The organism is Candidatus Methanoplasma cognatum, from assembly GCA_009777615.1.
In the GTDB taxonomy this organism is placed as follows: Archaea; Thermoplasmatota; Thermoplasmata; order Methanomassiliicoccales; family Methanomethylophilaceae; genus Methanoplasma; species Methanoplasma cognatum.
Map to the genome: position 1 here is coordinate 589,605 of WRLM01000001.1, position 19,249 is coordinate 608,853.

20 protein-coding genes and 1 pseudogene are annotated in these 19,249 nt (G+C 53.0%); 13 read left to right on the forward strand and 8 right to left on the reverse strand.

The features are described from left to right. Positions 1 to 16: 16 nt before the first annotated feature. Positions 17 to 1,221, reverse strand: a pseudogene (locus tag FWG96_02585) (SEL1-like repeat protein). A gap of 280 nt (positions 1,222 to 1,501) precedes the next feature. Here FWG96_02585 and FWG96_02590 point away from each other — a divergent pair. Next, the gene (locus FWG96_02590) at positions 1,502 to 2,260 is read left to right on the forward strand and encodes a hypothetical protein (protein MCL2032142.1); all 759 of its coding nucleotides are present in this window, start codon (positions 1,502 to 1,504) and stop codon (positions 2,258 to 2,260) included. A 19-nt stretch (positions 2,261 to 2,279) separates the two neighbouring features. On the opposite strand, the gene thpR is transcribed toward FWG96_02590, so the two are convergent. After that, a complete protein-coding gene (thpR, locus tag FWG96_02595) occupies positions 2,280 to 2,825 on the reverse strand; it encodes an RNA 2',3'-cyclic phosphodiesterase (GenBank protein MCL2032143.1) in 546 nt (181 codons plus the stop codon). Between the two features lie 268 nt (positions 2,826 to 3,093). Between thpR and FWG96_02600 the strand changes: the two genes are divergently transcribed. The 4 genes from FWG96_02600 (at position 3,094) to FWG96_02615 (ending at position 5,973) form a co-directional block, all read left to right on the forward strand. Then, positions 3,094 to 4,497 carry an MATE family efflux transporter gene (locus FWG96_02600; GenBank protein ID MCL2032144.1) on the forward strand — a complete coding sequence of 468 codons (1,404 nt, stop codon included), beginning with the start codon at positions 3,094 to 3,096 and terminating at the stop codon, positions 4,495 to 4,497. A gap of 144 nt (positions 4,498 to 4,641) precedes the next feature. Then, positions 4,642 to 5,157, forward strand: coding sequence for a cysteine hydrolase (locus FWG96_02605; protein MCL2032145.1), 516 nt, complete (start codon positions 4,642 to 4,644; stop codon positions 5,155 to 5,157). A gap of 4 nt (positions 5,158 to 5,161) precedes the next feature. After that, positions 5,162 to 5,713, forward strand: a complete 552-nt coding sequence (locus tag FWG96_02610; GenBank protein ID MCL2032146.1) for a GNAT family N-acetyltransferase — start codon at positions 5,162 to 5,164, stop codon at positions 5,711 to 5,713. Positions 5,714 to 5,718: 5 nt separating this feature from the next. Then, positions 5,719 to 5,973 carry a hypothetical protein gene (locus tag FWG96_02615; GenBank protein MCL2032147.1) on the forward strand — a complete coding sequence of 85 codons (255 nt, stop codon included), beginning with the start codon at positions 5,719 to 5,721 and terminating at the stop codon, positions 5,971 to 5,973. Here the strand turns inward: FWG96_02615 and FWG96_02620 are convergent. After that, the gene (locus FWG96_02620; protein ID MCL2032148.1) at positions 5,965 to 6,879 is read right to left on the reverse strand and encodes a DUF5685 family protein; all 915 of its coding nucleotides are present in this window, start codon (positions 6,877 to 6,879) and stop codon (positions 5,965 to 5,967) included. The genes FWG96_02615 and FWG96_02620 overlap by 9 nt on opposite strands. A gap of 233 nt (positions 6,880 to 7,112) precedes the next feature. On the opposite strand from FWG96_02620, the gene FWG96_02625 reads away from it, so the two are divergent. The 4 genes from FWG96_02625 to FWG96_02640 all read left to right on the forward strand — a co-directional run bounded on the left by FWG96_02625 (position 7,113) and on the right by FWG96_02640 (position 10,202). Then, positions 7,113 to 7,415 (forward strand): DUF1016 N-terminal domain-containing protein, encoded by a 303-nt coding sequence (locus FWG96_02625; GenBank protein ID MCL2032149.1) that lies wholly within the window; start codon positions 7,113 to 7,115, stop codon positions 7,413 to 7,415. 39 nt (positions 7,416 to 7,454) lie between these two features. After that, complete coding sequence (locus tag FWG96_02630; protein MCL2032150.1) at positions 7,455 to 8,501, forward strand: PDDEXK nuclease domain-containing protein; 1,047 nt, start codon at positions 7,455 to 7,457, stop codon at positions 8,499 to 8,501. A gap of 254 nt (positions 8,502 to 8,755) precedes the next feature. Next, positions 8,756 to 9,052: a hypothetical protein gene (locus FWG96_02635; protein MCL2032151.1), complete on the forward strand. Its 297-nt coding sequence runs from the start codon at positions 8,756 to 8,758 to the stop codon at positions 9,050 to 9,052. Positions 9,053 to 9,059: 7 nt separating this feature from the next. Continuing rightward, a complete protein-coding gene (locus tag FWG96_02640; protein MCL2032152.1) occupies positions 9,060 to 10,202 on the forward strand; it encodes a radical SAM protein in 1,143 nt (380 codons plus the stop codon). 63 nt (positions 10,203 to 10,265) lie between these two features. Here FWG96_02640 and metA read toward each other — a convergent pair whose 3' ends face one another. Together metA and cobO are read right to left on the reverse strand one after the other, a co-directional pair. Next, positions 10,266 to 11,213, reverse strand: a complete 948-nt coding sequence (gene metA, locus FWG96_02645; protein ID MCL2032153.1) for a homoserine O-succinyltransferase — start codon at positions 11,211 to 11,213, stop codon at positions 10,266 to 10,268. 88 nt (positions 11,214 to 11,301) lie between these two features. Beyond that, the gene (gene cobO, locus FWG96_02650; protein ID MCL2032154.1) at positions 11,302 to 11,847 is read right to left on the reverse strand and encodes a cob(I)yrinic acid a,c-diamide adenosyltransferase; all 546 of its coding nucleotides are present in this window, start codon (positions 11,845 to 11,847) and stop codon (positions 11,302 to 11,304) included. Between the two features lie 72 nt (positions 11,848 to 11,919). On the opposite strand from cobO, the gene FWG96_02655 reads away from it, so the two are divergent. The 3 genes from FWG96_02655 (at position 11,920) to FWG96_02665 (ending at position 15,055) form a co-directional block, all read left to right on the forward strand. Then, positions 11,920 to 13,323 carry an MFS transporter gene (locus tag FWG96_02655; GenBank protein ID MCL2032155.1) on the forward strand — a complete coding sequence of 468 codons (1,404 nt, stop codon included), beginning with the start codon at positions 11,920 to 11,922 and terminating at the stop codon, positions 13,321 to 13,323. Positions 13,324 to 13,399: 76 nt separating this feature from the next. Beyond that, positions 13,400 to 14,428: a cation diffusion facilitator family transporter gene (locus tag FWG96_02660; protein MCL2032156.1), complete on the forward strand. Its 1,029-nt coding sequence runs from the start codon at positions 13,400 to 13,402 to the stop codon at positions 14,426 to 14,428. Between the two features lie 33 nt (positions 14,429 to 14,461). Beyond that, positions 14,462 to 15,055, forward strand: coding sequence for a hypothetical protein (locus FWG96_02665; protein ID MCL2032157.1), 594 nt, complete (start codon positions 14,462 to 14,464; stop codon positions 15,053 to 15,055). Here the strand turns inward: FWG96_02665 and FWG96_02670 are convergent. Together FWG96_02670 and FWG96_02675 are read right to left on the reverse strand one after the other, a co-directional pair. Then, positions 15,042 to 15,383, reverse strand: a complete 342-nt coding sequence (locus tag FWG96_02670; GenBank protein ID MCL2032158.1) for a hypothetical protein — start codon at positions 15,381 to 15,383, stop codon at positions 15,042 to 15,044. The genes FWG96_02665 and FWG96_02670 overlap by 14 nt on opposite strands. Positions 15,384 to 15,387: 4 nt before the next feature. Next, positions 15,388 to 16,356, reverse strand: a complete 969-nt coding sequence (locus FWG96_02675; GenBank protein MCL2032159.1) for a PHP domain-containing protein — start codon at positions 16,354 to 16,356, stop codon at positions 15,388 to 15,390. Between the two features lie 248 nt (positions 16,357 to 16,604). On the opposite strand from FWG96_02675, the gene FWG96_02680 reads away from it, so the two are divergent. Further along, positions 16,605 to 17,573 (forward strand): calcium/sodium antiporter, encoded by a 969-nt coding sequence (locus tag FWG96_02680; protein MCL2032160.1) that lies wholly within the window; start codon positions 16,605 to 16,607, stop codon positions 17,571 to 17,573. A gap of 132 nt (positions 17,574 to 17,705) precedes the next feature. On the opposite strand, the gene FWG96_02685 is transcribed toward FWG96_02680, so the two are convergent. Then, the gene (locus FWG96_02685) at positions 17,706 to 18,968 is read right to left on the reverse strand and encodes a DUF4143 domain-containing protein (protein MCL2032161.1); all 1,263 of its coding nucleotides are present in this window, start codon (positions 18,966 to 18,968) and stop codon (positions 17,706 to 17,708) included. Positions 18,969 to 19,249: the final 281 nt, after the last annotated feature.

Below are 19,249 nucleotides of genomic sequence, written 5' to 3' on the forward strand. Positions count from 1 at the left end.
CGCCTCCTCATCGCTCTGAGGAACACCCATCCCATTCTGGTACATCACGCCCAGGTTGTTCTGCGCGTCCGCATATCCCTGTTCTGCGGAAAGCAGGAACCAACTCGCCGCCTCCTCATTGCTCTGCGGCACGCCTGTTCCGTTCCGGTACATCACGCCCAGATTATACTGTGTGTATGCGTCTCCTTCATCGGCGGAAGGCCCCTGCCATGTTGCTGGCCCCTCCTCGTCCAGATGGACGTCCATTCCGTTCTGGTACATCATGTCAGGATCAGGGTATGCGTCTCCCTCGCCGGCGGGAGGTTCGTACCACTTTGCAGCTTCATCCTCGTTTAAGGGTATGTCAATTCCGTTCCGGTACATCATGTCAGGATCAGGGTATGCGTCTCCCTCGCCGGCGGGAGACCCCCGCTGTATTGCAGCTTCACCTTCGCTCTGAGGAACATCATCGCGCTGGTGCGGCATGTCGTCCTGTTCATACTGTATGTCCTCATCCTCTTGGTCATTGGAAAGATCGTAGCGTTTCAGAGTATCCGCATCGTCATGAGGAGCGTTCCCTTCATTCTGGCGCATCTCATCCAGGTCGGACCCTGCCTCGATGTATCCCTTTTCAGCAGAAAGTCTGAACCACTTCGCAGCTTCCTCCTCGCTCTGGGGAACCCCTTTCCCATACCTGTACATCCAGCCCAGATTATTCTGCGCGTACGCATTCCCCTGTTCCGCGGCAAGCCTGCACCACCTGACAGCTTCCTCATCGCTCTGAGGGACGCCCTTTCCGTTCCGGTACATCCAGCCCAGATTGTTCTGCGCGTATGCATCTCCCTGTTCGGCGGAAAGCCTGTACCACTTCGCCGCTTCTTCGTCGTTCTGGGGGACGCCCTTTCCGTTCCGGTACATCCAGCCCAGATCCCTTTGCGCACATGCGTCTCCCTGGCTGGCGGAGAGACCGAACCACTTCGCCGCCTCCGCATCGCTTTGCGGCACACATCTTCCATAATAATACATCAGACCCAGGCTTCTTTGCGCGTCGGCGTTTCCCCCGTTGGCGGCAAGCCTGTACAGCATCGCCGCCTCTTCGCCGCTCTGAGGGACGCCTTTCCCGCTGTCATACATCGAACCCAGTTTATACTGCGCTTCTGAGTGTCCCTGTGCCGCAGAGAGCCCGAACCACTTCGCCGCTCTCGAATGATCAATTGGGAGCCCCTTCCCGGTTTCGTACATCGAACCTAGTTCGAACTGTGCACCCGGGTTTCCGCTCTGCGCAAGTTTCTTGATCTTCCTGGCTTCGAACACACTACGTTAATACCAATATATCCGTTTATTAGTTTTGGAAATAATGACCGGCCCGTCTCTATTCCCAGGAGCGAAATCCTCTCCGTCGCCGGACCCCTGAGATATGGCGAAAGGCTCCGGTTTGCGTTACGGCCCCTCGGAAATGGAGCGTCTGTTAAAACTTAATATCTGGTAGCCATTTTATCGTGTCGGGAAAAGAGGTAGAAGGGTGAATCAAGCGGTAAAATTGCCAATCGAAGACCTGAACAGGGAACCGTACGTCTCGCTCCTCTGCTATCCGTATGCCGATCCGCAGGAAGCGGACAGGAGGATCGCGGAGTTAAGAGGGATAGGGGTCACGGCGGTGGAGTTCAAAGGTAACGTTTTGGCCGCCGGCCTGCCCGTGGTGGGCAAAGGCCACGAGGGCGTCGTGGTTACGGCGTATGCGGACGGAGAGCGGCTGGCGCTGAAGGTGCGCAGGGCCGACAGCATCAGACGCGACCCTTTTCATGAAGCGGAGATGCTGCGGAAAGCGAACGGCATAGGCGTGGGGCCGAGGTTCAAAGCGGTCACCGGGAACTTCCTTCTCTCCCAGCTGATCGACGGCGGCAGGCTGGCCGAATGGATGGAGTGCAACATGGAAAAAGCCGCCTTCCGCAGGGTCCTGGAGGACCTTCTGGAGCAGTGCTGGCGCCTCGACGAGGCCGGCCTGGACCACGGCGAGCTTAGCAACGCGCCGCGGCACATCCTTGCGGACGGATCGGGAAAGCCGTTCATAGTGGACTTCGAGACCGCAAGCGTCAGGCGCAGAACTTCGAATGTCACGTCGGTATGTCAGTATCTTTTCCTCGGGAACAGCGACGCGCGGATGCTGATCAGCGAGGTCTTGGGGAGAGAAGATAACGGCCGGATCAGAGAGATACTGACAGACTACAAAAAAGAGCGGTCCAGGGATCGCTTCGAAGCATTGCTGGGGACATTTCTTTAACAGACGTTCCCACGCAGCCTTAACCGTCGGCGAGACGGAACGTGTCGATCACAGAATGTTCCGCGCCGCCCGATGTGAGCAGACTGCTCATCAGGAATATCTGCCGGCATTCAAAGGACCCGGCCTCCATGTCCCGGCATTCATTGAGAAGGGCCGTGAGGCCGGCCGACGGTCTCTTCACCCTGCCTACGGTGACGTGCGCTTTGAACGGTTTCTTGTCATAGTCAACGGACGAGCCGCTGAGTATCCCGTCAAGGTCGGAAAGGATATCGTAGAAAGGAGCTCCGGGTTCCGCGCCGATCCATATTACGCGGGGATCCTTATTATTGGGGAACGCCCCCAGCCCTTTCAGGGACACGCTGAAGGAACGGTACCTTTCCAAGGACCTCATCCCTGATGATAATTCTTCGATCTTCTTTGCTTCCACGTCCCCCAGGAATCTCAGGGTCAGATGCACTTCCTTAGGGACGCTGACCCCAGGTATGCCTCTGAGCCTTACCCTGGCATCCTCGACCGCCGGCATCATAGGTATATCGAATGAGATGAAAGACCTGATCTTTTCCATGTTACCTCAGTATGGAATGATCTGGCCGTATTTGAATTTGGGCAGACCGCATCGCGGGATCCCCATCATTCCAAGTTACAGTTCCTCACTCGTCCGGGAGCGCAGGGCGTCCGGTGTTCGTTTTGAGTTTTCTCACAGGCGGCGGGAAGGCTGTCTGAAAAGGTCCGTGCCCCGTTCTGTCCGTCTTTGGGAAAAGTATGCATGCTATCTTTTGACATACTGAAAGGGTCAAATAGTTTATAGAGATAGACGGGTCGAAGGGGATGCCGTGGAGGAGTTCGAGAAGACCAAGGACGTGGAGACCTTATTGGGGGACCCCAAGAAGGCGATACTCGCAATGGCCATTCCCACAACGATCGCGCTTGTGGCGCAGTCTGTGAACAACCTCGTGGATGCCATGTGGGTGTCCGGGCTGGGCAGGGACGCTCTCGCCGCGGTCGGGATAGTGTTCCCCCTGTTCTTCATAGTCATAGGGATAAGCAACGGTATCGGCATCGGAGCCGCGTCCGCCATAGCGAAGAGGATAGGCGCTGAGAACAAGGCCGAGGCGGACAGGACGGCCGCTCATGCGATGGTCCTCATACTTATCGCAAGCGTGATAATGATGGTGCTGTTCCTTCTGTTACTGGAGCCCATTATAAGGCTGATCGGGGCGGGGGCCGATGAGGGTACGATACAAGAATGCATCAATTATGCGTTTCCCTTAGTGGTGTTCGTAGCCGTTTTCATGCTGGTAGGCGTCATGTCGAGCATACTGAGGTCAGAGGGCGCGGCCAAACGCTCTATGTACATACTGATCATCGCGGCTGTGATAAACCTGGTGCTGGACCCCTTCTTCATCTATGATTACGGGCTCGGGCTGGGGATGACCGGCGCGGCCCTCGCGACCGTGCTGGCAGAGGGCGTGGCACTGGTCTTCATTTTCTATTGGTATTTCGTCAAGAAGGATCTGTACCTGAAGTTCAGGTTCAAAGGATTCAGATTCGAATCCCCGATCATAAAGGACATATTCAAAGTAGGCATCCCTGCGGCTTTTCAGATGATGGTCATATCCGTTGTGGTGGTGTTCATGAACATGATACTGCTGCAAGCCGCCGGTGACGACGGGGTCGCCATCTATTCGTCGGACTGGAGGATACTGAGCATGTTGATGATACCGACGATGGGCATAGCTTCAGGCATCGTGCCTGTCTGTGCGGCGGCTTACGGTGCGAGGCGGTATGACAAGGTCAGGATCGCTTACATGTACGGAATAAGGATCTCTGTGATCCTGATGATCGCGGTGGCCGCCGCCACGATGATATTCGCGCCGAACATTCTCGTTGTGTTCACTTATGACTCCGGCACGGAGTATCTCAGGGAGGGGATGACGGAGTTCCTCCGGATATCGGTGCTGTTCCTGCCGTTCGTGGCGGTGGGAGCCGCGGCGGAGTCCCTGTTCCAGGCCCTCGGTATGGGAACGAGAGCTCTGATATCGACGTTGTTCAGGAACTTCCTTCTGGTACCGGTGTGTTACGTAGCAATGCTGACCACATCCGGCCTGACCTATATATGGTGGGGCTCCACATTTTCGGAGATCACAGGGTCCCTGTTCGTCGCCATATGGGCGGTCCTCATCATAAGGATAATCTCAAAGGAATTCGAGGCCGAGAAGAAACTGTCCGATGCGTGAGCGGTCGAGTGATCGCAAGATAGAACAAAAGGCAAACAGAACGGTACTGCTTCATGTGAAGCCGTACCCTTATCATTTTCTTTATTATCGGAACACGGTCGCCGTTTCACAACTTTTAGATACGGACCTATCATATCCATCTTCATGCCCCGCGCTTTGGTGGTCGTCGATTATCAGACAGATTTTGTGACCGGCAGCCTGGGGTCGCCCCATGCCGAAGCGATAGAGAAGAACATAGTTTCCAAGATCGAGGAGTATCTCTGCAGCGGCGGCAAGGTCTTCTTCACCATGGACACCCACGATCAGGATTACCTGAGAACGGACGAAGGCGTCCATATACCGATCGAACACTGTATCAAAGGGACCGCCGGATGGCGGATCCACGGGAAGGCGGCGGAATATCAGGGCAGAGGGAAGACGATCGAGAAGGGGACGTTCGGAAGTCTCGGTATCGTCGCACCGCTGGCAGGTTTCGACGAGATAGAAGTATGCGGCGTGGCCACCAATATCTGCGTGATAGCCAACGCGGTCATTCTGAAGACCGCATATCCCGATTCAAGGGTAATTGTCGATACCAAATGTGTGGCAAGCTATGATGAGGAACTCCACAGGAAAGCACTGGATGAGATGAGGTCCCTTTCCATCGATATCCTTGAGTGAGACCATGATCAGAACGTTCCCCATAAACACCCCGCGCCTCTGTCTCCGGCAGTTCATGATGAGCGATGCGAAAAAAGCATATGATAACTGGATGTCCGATGACGATGTGACCGAGTTCCTCACGTGGGAGACGCACAGGTCCCAGGAGGAATCCGAAGGGGTGATATGGAGCTGGATACGCGCATATGAAGCGGGACTCATGGATTGGTGCATCACTCTCAAACAGAAGCAGGAGCCCATAGGCAGCATAACCGCGGTACAGGATTTCCCGGATAAAGGATACTGCGAGCTGGGATACTGCATCGCGAAGGACCATTGGGGCAAAGGGTACATGACCGAAGCGGTGAGGGCGGTCACAGAATTCATATTCAAAAACACCGACTATGTATGGATACAGGCCAGGTGCGATTCCGAGAACTACGGATCGAGAAGGTGTCTTGAGAAAAGCAATTACAAACATGCGACAAGCCTTGAGCTTCCGTCCCCGAAAGGAAAAGGAGAGGTAAGAACTTACCATATGATGAGGATAGACCGCAGGGACATGTTCAGAATGTGATCGTAATGACGAACGAGAACTACCAAAAATGCCGCACATGCAGGTTCTGCATTCATTCTGGGGATGATTGGGTATGTTCGCTCAGAAGCATGCCCACCAGCAGCGGCGGTTCATGCGAAAGGTACAGACCGGGCTCCTGTGAGAACTGCAACCATTTGATCATGTCCGGAGGGAACGCGCGGTGCGGGTTCACAGGAGAAGAAGCATACATACTCAGCGTCTGTTCCGATTACGACCCGTCGGGAATGAGATCAATATGAGGCGTTCCTTTTCCTTCGGCCGTCGAACACATTCTTGAGGGAAGCCTTCGCTTCGCTAGAGCCGGACATGACCTTTTTCGCGGAATCCGGTATGCCGTAATAGACAATGTTGTCCGCTATTCCCAGATCGAACGTCATCCGATCCCTTAAGGCAGAATATGACGTCTGGAGACCGCCTATGACCTTGTTGAGGGAATCAGAAATGTCGTAGAGGTTCTCCTCTATGAACTGCATCTTGTTCCTGAACCCTCTGCGGCCGGCCAGCAGCGGATTGTAGGTTCCGTTGATGAAATCCTCGTCAAGATCGTCTATCGCATCCATAAGATATACCGAAGCACCTAAGCTTGTGAACAATCCTTCCAGATCGCTTCCCGCTTTTTCTCCCGCAATGTCCTTCAGGGCATATGCCAGGGATCTGCCGAACGCCTCCCCCATCCGCACGGCGTCATCGCATCCCATGCCCTCCATTCTTCTGAGTTCCTCGAACCCCCGCCCTACCGCCTCGTCGTACTCCGGATATTCCCTCTCGGCTTTCGATATCGCGCGCCCCAGTACCAGGGAGGCGCCGTTGCTCTTTATGCTTGGTCTGTCAAATGCATCATCGGTGAGTTCCCATTTTGTCAGCAGGACCGTATATGCGGCCATTTTTCTGAAAAGGTCAGAATCGGCCGAAGGATCCTTAAAAACACACAGCATGGAATTTTTCGTCCCCTCAAATCTGGGAGTGTCGCCCAAGAAGGAGTTCATGACGATCGTGTTGAAGGTCATGTCGTAATTTACGGCGGATGTAGATATTATGCCGTACCCAGATCTCAGCTGATGGCACGTTTCACAATAGTATCTCCTGTAAGTTGAAAGGTCCGAAGGGGACAATCTGCTGTAAAGAGGCACAGTATATCCGAACATGTTCTCTGCATGAACATGAATGGTTCGAACATTTAATACTGCGTCCCGTAAAGCTACAATTCCTGATCACAGCATATCTTTAGATCCCAATGACAACAGCCCGATGAAATGCAACCGCTAAATTTTGCCGCCAACGAGATCAGATCCGGAGCAATTCCCGCCGGTTCTTTCTTCTTTCTCCGGGAATGAGGGGGTTTTCAGTGACCAATCTTTGGCAAATGACACAGCTGTATATGGAATATCATGATGTTGAAAAACTCCAGCCATTGGTTGGAGAAATCAGCTGGGCAAAACATGTTGTCATTCTCAACCGCTGCAAGGACAACCTCGAAAGGCAATTCTATATCATGTCCGCAAAGAAATTCGGATGGACAAAAGCCGTGCTGATCCATCAGATCGACAGCAGGAGCTATGAGAGGCATCTGCTGAATCAGACCAGTTTTGAACAACCCGTTATTTCCGTGAGCTTTTACAATGCATTTGTGACATTCGAAGCAGTGAAACCGAACGCACTTCGACTAACCATATACATGTAATACAGGGGCTTTATCTCCGAACGTTGAACGTATAGGAGCATGAACAAACCAGCAAAAGAAACAGAGATAGGATCCTTTGAAAAAGCGAATATGGACTTTATAGCTGACATCAAGCTGAAGGTGCGCCAAGCGCAGTATGAGGCGATGCGGTCAGTGAACACACAGCTTGTGGCCCTCTATTGGGAACTTGGAAAGGCCATCGCGGAGAAACAGCAAGAAGGCTGGGGTAAGGCCGTCGTACCGGCCCTGTCTAAAGAATTACAGAAGGAATTTCCAGGAGTGAGGGGTTTTTCAGTGACCAACCTTTGGCAAATGGCGCAGCTATATGTGGAATATCACGGTGTTGAAAAACTCCAGTCATTGATTGGAGAAATTAGCTGGACAAACCATGTCATCATTCTCAACCGTTGCAAGGACAACCTCGAAAGGCAATTCTATATAATGTCCGCAAAGAAATTCGGATGGACAAAAGCCGTGCTGATCCATCAGATCGACAGCAGGAGCTATGAGAGACATCTGCTGAATCAGACCAATTTTGAACATACTTTGCCTGAAAACATAAGGGGTCAGGCGGCTTTAGCAGTAAAAGATGAGTATCTTTTTGATTTCCTCGATCTCGGTGACGATTATTCAGAAAGCCAGCTTGAAACGGCGCTTGTCAACAATATCCGTAACTTTTTGCTAGAAATGGACCTTCAGTTCGCCTTCATAGGGAATCAGTTCAGGATAGATGTTGATGATAAGGAGTATTTCATTGACCTGCTGCTATACCACCGCCAGTTGCAGTGTCTCGTGGCCATTGAACTGAAGGTAGGAGAGTTCATCCCCGAATACAAGGGGAAAATGGAGTTCTACCTGTCTGTTCTGAACGATAAAGTGAAACTGCCCAATGAGAACGACGCTGTCGGCATAATAATATGCAGAGAGAAGAACCGCACCGTGGTGGAATACTCTCTGAAAACAGGCACCATGCCTATCGGCGTCGCGACATACTCCACAACATCGGAACTGCCGGAGAGATATCAGAGGTTCCTGCCCGACGGAGAGACGATCGCTAAGAAATTGGATCATTTCAGAACCCGATGATCTCCTCTCAGTCATCCCCAGACAATGTTTCTTGAAATGGACATGTTCAGTCAAAAATTCCAATAACTGCGCATGCACATTATTCGGGCCTTTTCCGGAGCGGTCTTTCTAAAAGACTTGCCTCTGATATCTTTGGCGTCAGTATCTGGTGGCTCCTTTGCTATGGAGAATAAGGAAACGCACAGCAGAATACTTAATATATTCTTAAGGGGTACGCGGGATGAACCTATCCAGCAGGATAGGTAGGTGAAAACATGTCTCCCGATGCAAAGACCATCGAAAGCCTGACCGCATTATATATGGACCAGTCTCCCGCAGCATTCACATCGATCGCCATGCACGCCAAGGCGCCGAACGATTATTCGAAGCGCGTCGACGAAGCGGAACACGGCGGCGCCCCCGCTTGCGATTATCCCTGCTGTAATGACAGAGGGTGCTGCTCGTCCGGCTGGTGGTATCTTGGGCTGGGAGGATGCGTAGTGGTATGCTGTGCGTTCTGCTGCTACATAACGAACGGGTTCAACGGCGCATGGCCGTACTGGCCCTTCTGAGCCGGATATGAGGCCGTTCATTTCGGTGATAATAAAGCCGACGCTTGATTGTAATATCGACTGCAGGCACTGCTATCACGCGTCGGAAGAGAGGTCTTCCGAAAGGATGAGCATCGATACTCTGGACGATTTTTTCAGGAAGCTGTCCGAGGAGTACGAGTCCGTGTGGTTCATATGGCACGGCGGGGAGCCTCTGCTCATGCCGCCGGGATTCTACAAAGAGGCGCTGGACCTTCAGGAAAGGTATTTCGGCAAACGTTCCCACAGAGTGGGGAACACGATACAGACGAACGGGACGCTGCTGGATAGAAAGATGATCAGCTTCTGCAAAGACAAGATGATAAACATAGGGGTATCTTTCGAAGGCCCTTACAACGATGTTCTTCGGGAGAAAACAGAGTCGGTAAGGGAGAGATTGGATTACCTCAGCCGAAAGGAACGGGTGTTCTCGGTCAGTTCCACCATTTCCTCGGAAACGGCCTCCAAACAAAAGGAGATATACGAAAGCTTCAGGTCGGACAAGACCGCGGTGTCCCTTTCGCCGGTCATACCCGCGGGATGCGCCGCATGCGGAGGCGTGGTCCCGGATGCCGAAGAGTACATAAGATCAAGCATCGAATGTTTCGATGAATGGCTTTTTGACAAGGATGCGGAGATACCGCTCATCCCCCACTACCTATACATCATGAATGCTCTGGGAGAGCCGGCGGAATCCGATTGCGCACACGCCTCCTGCCTGACCAAATGGATATGCGTCTATCCCAACGGAGACCTTTATCCGTGCGGCAAAGGCTGCCCTCCCGAATTCAAACTCGGCAATCTGTCGGGGATCGACAGGATATCGGACGCATTTTTGACGGAAGGGTTCGAAAGGATCCTGAGAGGCACCGTCGAGAGAAGGAACTCCTGCATGGCGGAGTGCGATCTTTACGGATACTGCAACGGAGGGTGCAGCATCGACGCATATTACGAAGCGGGCATCAGTAAGAACGGAGGGGATTCCTGCAGGATCTTCAAAGCTGTGTTCGGACACGTCCTTTCTTCGGTGGAAGAGATCATCGAGACGCGCCCCGACCTGTCTCAGTACAACAAGTTCGTCAAGGATGCGGTCCTGGGCAGGCTGGTAAATCCCAAGACGATCATCCCGTGACGTCTGTTCAGGCGAAGGCCGCCGGTGTTCTTTGTGCGGTCTTCGGCAGACGGCGAAGCATCCTCAGTTCCGACCGTTGCCGTTGGGTTCGTCCGCGCCGATGGCGTCTATGTCGTACGGCGTGCGCTGGTAGACATAGTAGTTCAGCCAGTTGCTGAAAAGCAGGGTCGCATGTGCCCTCCAGTTCATAGGGGGGTTCCTATCAGGGTCGTCTTTTGGGAAATAGTTGGCGGGAATACGGGGGGAAAGACCTTTTTTCATATCTCTGTCATACTCATATGCCAGAGTCCCCACGTCGTATTCGGAGTGGCCGGTGACGAACACCTGTCCCGCTCTTTCCGAGGTCACTATGCCGACCCCTGCCGCTTTGGATTCGGCGATTATGTGGAGACGCGGGTTGCGGTTTATGTCGACCGCGCGGACCTCTGTGTGCCTGGAATGCGGCATGTTGAACTCATCGTCGAATCCTCTGATGAGAGGCTCGTCCTTTACGTTGATCGTATGGCAGAATATACCGGACATCTTCTCGTTGAGGGGGTATTTCGGCACATGATAGTGGTAATACATTCCCGCCTGGGCGCCCCAGCAGATATGGAGCGTCGAACTCACGTTCTTAAGGGACCATTCCATGATCTCGCACAGTTCGTCCCAGTAGTCCACCTCCTTGAAGTCTATGTTCTCCACGGGAGCGCCGGTTATTATCATGCCGTCGAACTTCCTGTCCTTGATCTCGTCGAAGGTATAGTAGAACTTATCCAAGTATTCCTGCGAAATGTTCTTCGATTCATGGGTAACCATCTGCAGGAAGAATATGTCGGTCTGCAGAGGGGTGTTGCCCAGAAGTCTGAGGAGCTGTATCTCTGTGTCTATTTTGGTAGGCATGAGGTTCAGGAGCAGTATCTTCATCGGACGTATGTCCTGAGCTGCCGCACGTCCCTCCCTCATAACGAATATGTTCTCTGATTCGAGAGCCGCTCCGGCAGGCAGGTCATCGGGTATGTTTATCGGCATAAGTTATGCTCCCCCTTGCGGGTGAAGAATACTTACGTTTATTTATCTATTCTTAGCGGAACCCCTGTTGGCTATACGTTGAACCGGATCAATATTCAATGCCTTTTCTGGCGTGTACACCCTTATCGAAGGGGTGTTTGATCAGTGTCATTTCGGTCACGAGGTCGGCATAGTCCACTATCTCCTTGGGTGCGCCCCTTCCTGTAAGCACGATCTCGACGTTATCCGGCCTCCCGCTCAGCATTCCGATGACCTCTTCCGGACTCAGTAGCTTCCAGCTCATGGCGTTGTTTATCTCGTCTAGTATCACAAGATCGTATCTTCCGGAATAGATCTCGTCTTTGGCCCTCTGAAGCGTTTCGCGGGCGATCCTGATGTCCGTCTCCCTGGGGACCTTTGACGACATGTGGTTTAGGCCGAGGGGGAGTATTGTGAAGTTCGGGAACCTTCCGGCGGATATGTGCTCACCGTAGTTCTCGGGAGGTTTAAGGAATTGTATCATGAGGACCTCAAGTCCGCGCCCCGCCGCCCTGAAAGCGAGACCCAGCGAGGCGGTGGTCTTCCCCTTTCCGTTCCCCGTATAGATCTGCACCAAGCCGAGTTCTTTCTTTATCTCAGGAGGTATGCTGCTCATCTTTATCCCACATGAATCCGGTTCTCAGAATTAAACCTATGTTATTAATAATGGGATAATAATTTCGAGTCCATGGAGCCGTCCATAACCTATTCTTCTGCTGAGATGAGAACAGTGCTCATTGCCAGCTGTGCGGGCGTCTTCATTATGCCGCTCATGAGTACGATGATGAATCTGGCTCTTGTGCTGATAGGCGCTGAGTTCGATGTAGGCTCAAAATCTTTGGCCATGGTCAATACGACATTTCTTCTTGCTTCGGTCATTGTTATGGTGCCCTTGGCAAGGGTATCCGATATCATCGGCAGGAAGAAAGTATTCATCGCAGGCCTGCTGATCACTCTCGCATCGGCCTTGGTCGGCGGTTTCTCCCCCAACTTTGAGGTCCTGCTCGTTATGAGGTTCATCATGGGGGCCGGCTCGGCCGCACTGTCCGTTTCGAGCATCGCGATGCTCACGGAGGTGTTCCCCGTTGAAAGGAGAGGATGGGCCATCGGCATACAGTCCACGTTCATCTATCTCGGCATCGCGGTCGGCCCGGCGCTCGGAGGGTTCATATGCGACTTCATCGGCTGGAGGGAACTGTTCTTCTTCATGATCCCCTTCGTATTGATAGCGCTGGTATATGTGCTCAGGTTCAAGAGGGAGGCAATATCCAGCGCGGGGACAAGTATGGATTACCGCGGCGCGCTCCTGTACGGGGTGACGATCATGCTCACTATGTACGGCGTGATAAGCCTCCCGGAGATCTGGGCTTTGCCCCTTATCGCGGTGGGCCTGGTCATGCTGTTCGTTTTCATACGCACGATGAAGAGAACGGGATCCCCGGTCCTGGATATCGGGGTATTCAGGTACAGGGTGTTCTCCAGGGCATGCATCGCGGCTTACACGAACTATGCGTCCTCCTACTCCGTCTCTTTCTTCCTGGCACTGTATCTTCAAAGCGTTGGCATGCTCACGGCTTTCAACGCCGGACTCATACTTCTGATACAGCCGGTCGTTCAGGTCCTCCTCACCGCAAAGTTCGGGAGCTATTCCGACAGGATAGCGGATAAGCGCCTGTTGCCCACGTCGGGCATGGTGCTGACCTGCGTCGCCGTATTCATGATAATATTCATGGGGACATCGGCCAACTATCTTTACATCGCGATGATACTGATACTTCTCGGCGTGGGATACGGGATGTTCTCCGCGCCCAACACGAATGCCATAATGTCATCCGTTCCGCCAAAACACCGGGGGGAGGCGTCCGGCATGATCGCCGTGGTAAGACAGATAGGGATGATGACGAGCATGAGCATCGCGATGTGCTGCATCGCTTTGATAATGGGATCGGCGGACAACATCGTCCCCCCGTACGACCAATTCGTAAATGTGATCGAGGTCGCGTTCGCGATATGTTTGGCCATGTGCATAGTGGGCACATTCCTCTCCTGGTTCAGAGGAGAGGCCCGGAAGAATGCTGCCGCATCCCAATGACCCAGCGGTTTAGTCATTCCTAACTTTTCCGCCCTTCCAGAAAAGTGTAAATACCTCTCAAGGGCATCACAAACACGTGACGGACGCCTCTCTCGAGAATTATAAATTCCAAAGGATAGTCGTTGCAGTCGGGGCTTTGCTCCTTATAATCAAATTCACGGCATATTTCATAACGAACTCCGTTGCGATATTCACGGATGCGGTCGAGAGCATCGTGAACGTTGTCGCCGGAGTTATCGGGTTATACGCTCTGTTCCTATCGGCAAAGCCGGCGGATAAATCGCACCCTTTCGGGCACGGCCGGGTCGAACTCATCTCGGCGTCGGTCGAGGGTGCCATGATATCGACCGCCGGCGTGCTGATCATATTCGAGGCGGTGAACAACATACTGCATCCGAAAGAGATATCGGCGCTGGACATCGGCCTTCTGCTGATCATATTCGCCGCCGCGGTCAACTTTACAGTAGGTTCGGTAGCGGTCAGAAAAGGCAGGAAAAATCGTTCGCTGGCTCTGGAGGCCAGCGGAAAACATCTCATCACGGACACGGTCTCATCCGTCGGCATAATAATAGGCCTTACCGTGGTGTTTGTGGGAGCTAACCTGGGATACGACATCTACATACTTGATCCGATAATGGCACTGTTCTTCGGAGCGCTCATCATAGTGACGGGGGCGGGCGTGATAAAGAAGGCCATGGACGGGATCATGGACAAGGCCGATGCGGACATCCTGAAAAAGACGGTCGAATGCCTGAACGATCACAGGTCCGAGACGTGGATCGACATACATAACCTCAGGGCGATAAAGTACGGGAGCAGACTCCATATAGAGATGCATGTGACGATGCCGTTCGATATGACGATATCCGAGATGGAGAAAGAGAACCGCCGTCTGCACGAATCCGTCGCATCGACTTTCGGAGGGTCGGTGGACCTCATCATGATGCCGGAACCCTGCAAAGAATTCTCCTGCATCCACTGCAAGAGGGATTGCGGCGCCAGGCGCGCAGAGTTCCTGGAAAGGATAAACTGGAGCGTCAACCTGCTGGCACAGGAGCGCCAGCACGCATATGGGAACCATGTCATCATCAAAGACATCAAGTGAGGGTTTAACTATATTCGACGAAATCACCTTCTCATGATCTTCAGCAAACAAAAGGACATCCCGGAGGAGATCTCGAAAGTAAAGCTCAGCGAATGGTATTCCGAACTGAGCGATCAGAACAAAGTAAAGGTGGGGAGGTATCTCAAAGGGTCCGACACATCCTCCCCTTTGAAATTCTGTCTGTCGGTCATGAATGCGGCGGTCTTTGAGGAGAACTATTCAGTAGCGGTGCTCGTCGGAGAGAACATACTGGGGAGCGGCATAACGGGGATGGATAAGTTCGATCTGTTGGAGGAGATGATACCGGCATATTTCGGCGTCAAAAGGTACGACGACTGTCTGAGATGCTGTGAAGAAGGCGTCGCGATGATACCCGGCATAATGGATAAAATGAAGAGCAGGAACGGCGGCAGCCTTCCGGAGAGGATACAATGCCGCAGTTATACGATAAACGTCCTTGTCGGAGCGTACGGGGACTACGACGCCGGCGACGAGGCCTTGGACAGATTCTTCGAGATGGGCCTGATCTCGGAAGAGGATGTCGCATACAGAAAACAAAGTCACAAGATACACAGACTTCAGAGGACGTTCGACGGCATATTCTCGTTGAAGCTCAAGGATCAATGACGTCCTTCCACACAACCATCGGCAGGATGTCGATGGCGGGCTCTTCGTAAGGATGCACCTTTCTGATAGCAAGCACCACTTTTCTCAGGTCCTCGGCCTTGATCGCAAAGTCGATGCGCAGTTCTTCCTCGACGCTTATCTCTCCCGTCCTCCCTATGAAGGGGTCTGAACCTTCCAAAGACCTCCATGTCCCTTCGGTCTTGGTCACGGAGAAGGCCCTGTCATAACCGGGGTACATCTGCTGCATGGAGTCGTTGACCGCATCCATCAGCTCATCCTTGTATCCGGCGGGTATCGCCACGGATATCTTGTAAGCGGTCGGCTCCATTCTATCAAGATTCCGAAGAAGTGCGGCGGCGGTCGAGGTTCCCGATCAGATCATCCATCTCTTCCAGCCTCTGCTCGAGATCGCGGCGCAAACGTTTTGCGCCCCTTTTGAGATAGGTGGTGCTTGCCAGCGTGGCAAGGAATGACACCGGAGGGAACAGGTACATGAAACCGCCGACTATGGCGGTGGCTTTTTTCAGATCGCTCAGGCTGTTGACCTTTTCTATCAGGGCATGGTCCTCTTTGTCGGGAAGTTTTCCTCTGAGGGACCTGTACATCAGCCTCTGGCCGCCCAGGACCACTTCCATGCTCCATTGCACTTCGCCCAGAACGGGGGCCGTCCTTCCTTTGGGGATCGTTTTCTTGGCGAGTATCGCTTTCCTGAGGTCTTCCGCGGTGCTGCCTTCGAACTCCGTCCAAGAGTATCCGAACGTGAATTTTGAGTGGGCGTCACTGGCGGAGATCGGCGCCCATCTTCCCGGATACCGATCCATGACGGCCTGCGCAAAGGCGTTGGAATATCTGTCGGGGTGTCCGCCGTTGAGCACCTCAAAACCGTCAAGATCTATGTCGAGGATCCTCTCCTTCAGGCCGGGCACATGGAAACTGAACGGGTGGGGGGCGATGGTCAGGCCGCCCTGCTCCCTTATGATGTCGACGGTCTCCTCTATGGTCAGGCCCGGCTCTATCTTTTCCGTAAGGAAAAGGCCGATTATCTCTCCGTCGGAGGTCATGACCTCTTCGCCTATAACCACTTCTATGTCGTCGAACTGTTTTGCGTATTCCTGAGCAATGAACGCGCCGGCCGTCTCGTCATGATCAGTGATGCAGATGACGTCGAACCCCCTCTTTCTGGCACGTTCCACCAGAGACCAGGGCCTTGTCATGGATTCCGGAAACCCGAGGAATCCTAACTTTCCGAACCCTGAGTATTCTGTATGGATGTGCATATCCGCCTTTCCCGCACGGTCCATGAACTAAGAGCGGATTGCATTATTTAATAATTGCAGGTCATGGCCACGTTCCGTGATTGCTGTTTCGTATGAAGTCAGATGAGGATGCCTGTCGAGAAGGCACCCTCCTTCAGTTTTGGACAGTAACAGCGCCGCGAAACAGAACCTGTTCCCGCCGTTTTCGCTGACGGTCTTCCTCAGTTTTTCACCGCAGTATCCGCCAGCCGGAAAAAGAAACGATTATATGGCTCCGCCATCATCAACCGGGCGTGTCATGGATCCTTCTGGGGATACCCGTCGGTATCGTCCTTCTCTATCTCGGTTCGGAATGGATGGTGGACGGCGCCAAGAAGATGGCGATAAGACTGGGGGTCACCCCATTCATGGTCGGTCTCACCGTGGTTGCGTTGGGGTCATCCTCTCCGGAGGTCATCACATCGTTGGTAAGCAGCAATAATCCGCAGATAATCGTAGGGAATATCGTCGGGAGCAACATAGCGAATGTGGGCCTTGCGATAGGGCTCGCGGCAGTTATATCGCCGATCGTCTGCAGGTTCGCTGGCATAAGATTTGAGATAGCCTCCATGCTGGCCGCCGTCCTCATTGTTTCTCTTTTAGCGCTCACGGGGACCCTGGGATACGTCGAAGGCGCGGTACTTGTCACAGCCTTGTTCATTTTCATTTATTTGACGTACAAGCTCAAAAGAGGCGCCGCCGCCGGTGACAGCGGAGAGGAACCATCTGAGAAGGAGGAAAGCGCAAAGACCCCCTTGTGGAAATGCGCTGCGCTGGTCGCCGCCGGCATGATCTTCCTGTATTTCGGAGCGAGGGCGTTCATAGAAGGAGCCGTCGAACTGGCGGGGATATTCGGCGTTTCGGACCTCATGATAGGACTGATCGTCGTGGCAGTAGGGGTTTCGCTTCCGGAGCTGTGCATCTGCGTCGTGGCAGCCTATCGTAAAGAGAACGAGATCGTCGTTAGCAACATTGTGGGGAGCGTGGTGTTCAACTGCTTCTTCGCGCTGGGCGTAGGAGTGATCTATACTACGGTGGAGGTAACGCATTACACAATGGTATTCCACCTGCCGGTCATGATCCTAATGGCGGCCCTGCTGGCTCTGATGATCAAAGCCGGGAGCAGGATAACGAGATGGGAAGGGGCGGCGCTGATATGCGTCTATTCATCATACATCATGCTCATGGGCATATTCCCGGAGCTGACGCAGGGTCTGATCTGAATATAATCCGGCGGCATATACATAGTCTCTTTGCGGAACCTCCGGCATATTGTACGGGCCCATAGCATAACCTTCGGTTCACCCGTCGGAACCGCCGAAATGTTCACAGCACGAGATAACGTAAACCTCTCGTCAGTCTTTCAGACAACCGATTGGAACGATATATACTCCGTCCTTGCGGCGGTATGCGTATTCGCCGGCCGTGATAACCATCAGGAAGGACGGTTCGCCCATGCTGTCGGTGTCTATCTTTCCCCTTAGTTTCATCAGGTTCTTGGCGGCTTCCTCTATATCGTCTCCCCCCATCTTCACTTCGACCGCGCCCCACCGTCCGTCATAGAGCTCGATGACGGCATCCGCCTCCAGATCGTTCTTGTCGTGATAATGGGATACCTCTCCGTCCAGCGCCTGTGCGTACACCCTCAGGTCGCGGATGCAGAGCGACTCGAACAGCAGACCAAACGTGTTAAAATCCTTCAATATGCCTTTAGGCGAGATACGAAGAACGGCAGCAGCTATAGACGGATCGACGAAATGTCGTTTGGCCGACGTCCGCAAAGCGGTCTTGGAACGCATGTCCGGACTCCATGCCGGCAGATCCTCTATCACGAAGATGCGCCTCAAAGCATTCATATATGATGCAATTGTGCCGTCAGAGATCGTTTCGTCCCCAGCGGCCATATCGCTGTTTATGGTTGTCAGTTTGGCCATTGTTGACGTGTTTCGTGCCAGAGACCGCAACAATCTGCGGACGCGCTCGGGATTCCTTTCAACGTTGTCCACCCTTGAGATATCGGTATTGATTACGGCCTTGATATATTCGCGCACCCTCCTAAGAGCGACCGATTCCTGCACTCCAATAGAAGCGGGCCACCCGCCTCTGACCAGTGCGAACGCAAGCTTCTCTATCGTGAGCTGTGACGTACCTGTGATGTCCTCTCCGTCAAAAAGTGTTCCGAGTGAAACGGAACCGTTCGACTCAAGCGATTCGAACAACGTCATTGGTCTCATAAATAATCTGGAGATGCGACCTGTTCCCGTGTGCATAGTGCTGTCATCCTTCGGCACGGCGGAACCGGTGAGTATGAACTGCCCCGTCTCTCCACGCTTATCCACCTCAAAACGGACTCCGTCCCAGAGGACCTGTATTGTCTGCCACTCGTCGATCAGACGCGGCGTATCTCCTTCCAGCAGGGCAGACGGCATTATGTCCGCTATTTTCAGATAGTCTTTTCTTTTGTTGATATCTTGCAGATAGATTACGCTTGCGGCATGCTCCATAGCGGTTCTAGTTTTGCCGCACCATTTTGGACCTTCCAACAAAACTGCGCCGAAAGCCTTCAGACTGGCTTCCAGCTCACGGTCCACGATCCTATCCAGATACTGTTGTTTCACCACTGCGGATTCTTTTCGAAACTATATTATTCTTTGCACTCCAACCACGTTTCATTGTTGATTTTGGCCGTGTTTCATTGTTGATTTTGGCCGTGTTTCATTGTTGATTTTGGCCATGTTTCTCATCATCAAAAGCAAAAATCAGGCCGAGTTGCGTCTTAAAAAAGGGTGTGCGTACATGCCCGCCGCCCGAGTCTCTGCGGCTTCCGCCCGCCATACAAAAGAAAACGGTTATATGGCGCAGTAATCATCAAGTGTATGTGTCGTGGATTCTTATTGGG

Excerpts from the sequence above, each read along its gene's own strand:
- thpR (MCL2032143.1), bottom strand. The coding sequence starts at position 2,825 with ATGGAAAAGATCAGGTCTTTCATCTCATTCGATATACCTATGATGCCG.
- FWG96_02605 (MCL2032145.1), top strand. The coding sequence starts at position 4,642 with ATGCCCCGCGCTTTGGTGGTCGTCGATTATCAGACAGATTTTGTGACC.
- FWG96_02610 (MCL2032146.1), top strand. The coding sequence starts at position 5,162 with ATGATCAGAACGTTCCCCATAAACACCCCGCGCCTCTGTCTCCGGCAG.
- FWG96_02615 (MCL2032147.1), top strand. The coding sequence starts at position 5,719 with ATGACGAACGAGAACTACCAAAAATGCCGCACATGCAGGTTCTGCATT.
- FWG96_02620 (MCL2032148.1), bottom strand. The coding sequence starts at position 6,879 with ATGTTCGGATATACTGTGCCTCTTTACAGCAGATTGTCCCCTTCGGAC.
- FWG96_02625 (MCL2032149.1), top strand. The coding sequence starts at position 7,113 with ATGGAATATCATGATGTTGAAAAACTCCAGCCATTGGTTGGAGAAATC.
- FWG96_02630 (MCL2032150.1), top strand. The coding sequence starts at position 7,455 with ATGAACAAACCAGCAAAAGAAACAGAGATAGGATCCTTTGAAAAAGCG.
- FWG96_02635 (MCL2032151.1), top strand. The coding sequence starts at position 8,756 with ATGTCTCCCGATGCAAAGACCATCGAAAGCCTGACCGCATTATATATG.
- FWG96_02640 (MCL2032152.1), top strand. The coding sequence starts at position 9,060 with ATGAGGCCGTTCATTTCGGTGATAATAAAGCCGACGCTTGATTGTAAT.
- metA (MCL2032153.1), bottom strand. The coding sequence starts at position 11,213 with ATGCCGATAAACATACCCGATGACCTGCCTGCCGGAGCGGCTCTCGAA.
- cobO (MCL2032154.1), bottom strand. The coding sequence starts at position 11,847 with ATGAGCAGCATACCTCCTGAGATAAAGAAAGAACTCGGCTTGGTGCAG.
- FWG96_02655 (MCL2032155.1), top strand. The coding sequence starts at position 11,920 with ATGGAGCCGTCCATAACCTATTCTTCTGCTGAGATGAGAACAGTGCTC.
- FWG96_02665 (MCL2032157.1), top strand. The coding sequence starts at position 14,462 with ATGATCTTCAGCAAACAAAAGGACATCCCGGAGGAGATCTCGAAAGTA.
- FWG96_02670 (MCL2032158.1), bottom strand. The coding sequence starts at position 15,383 with ATGGAGCCGACCGCTTACAAGATATCCGTGGCGATACCCGCCGGATAC.
- FWG96_02675 (MCL2032159.1), bottom strand. The coding sequence starts at position 16,356 with ATGGACCGTGCGGGAAAGGCGGATATGCACATCCATACAGAATACTCA.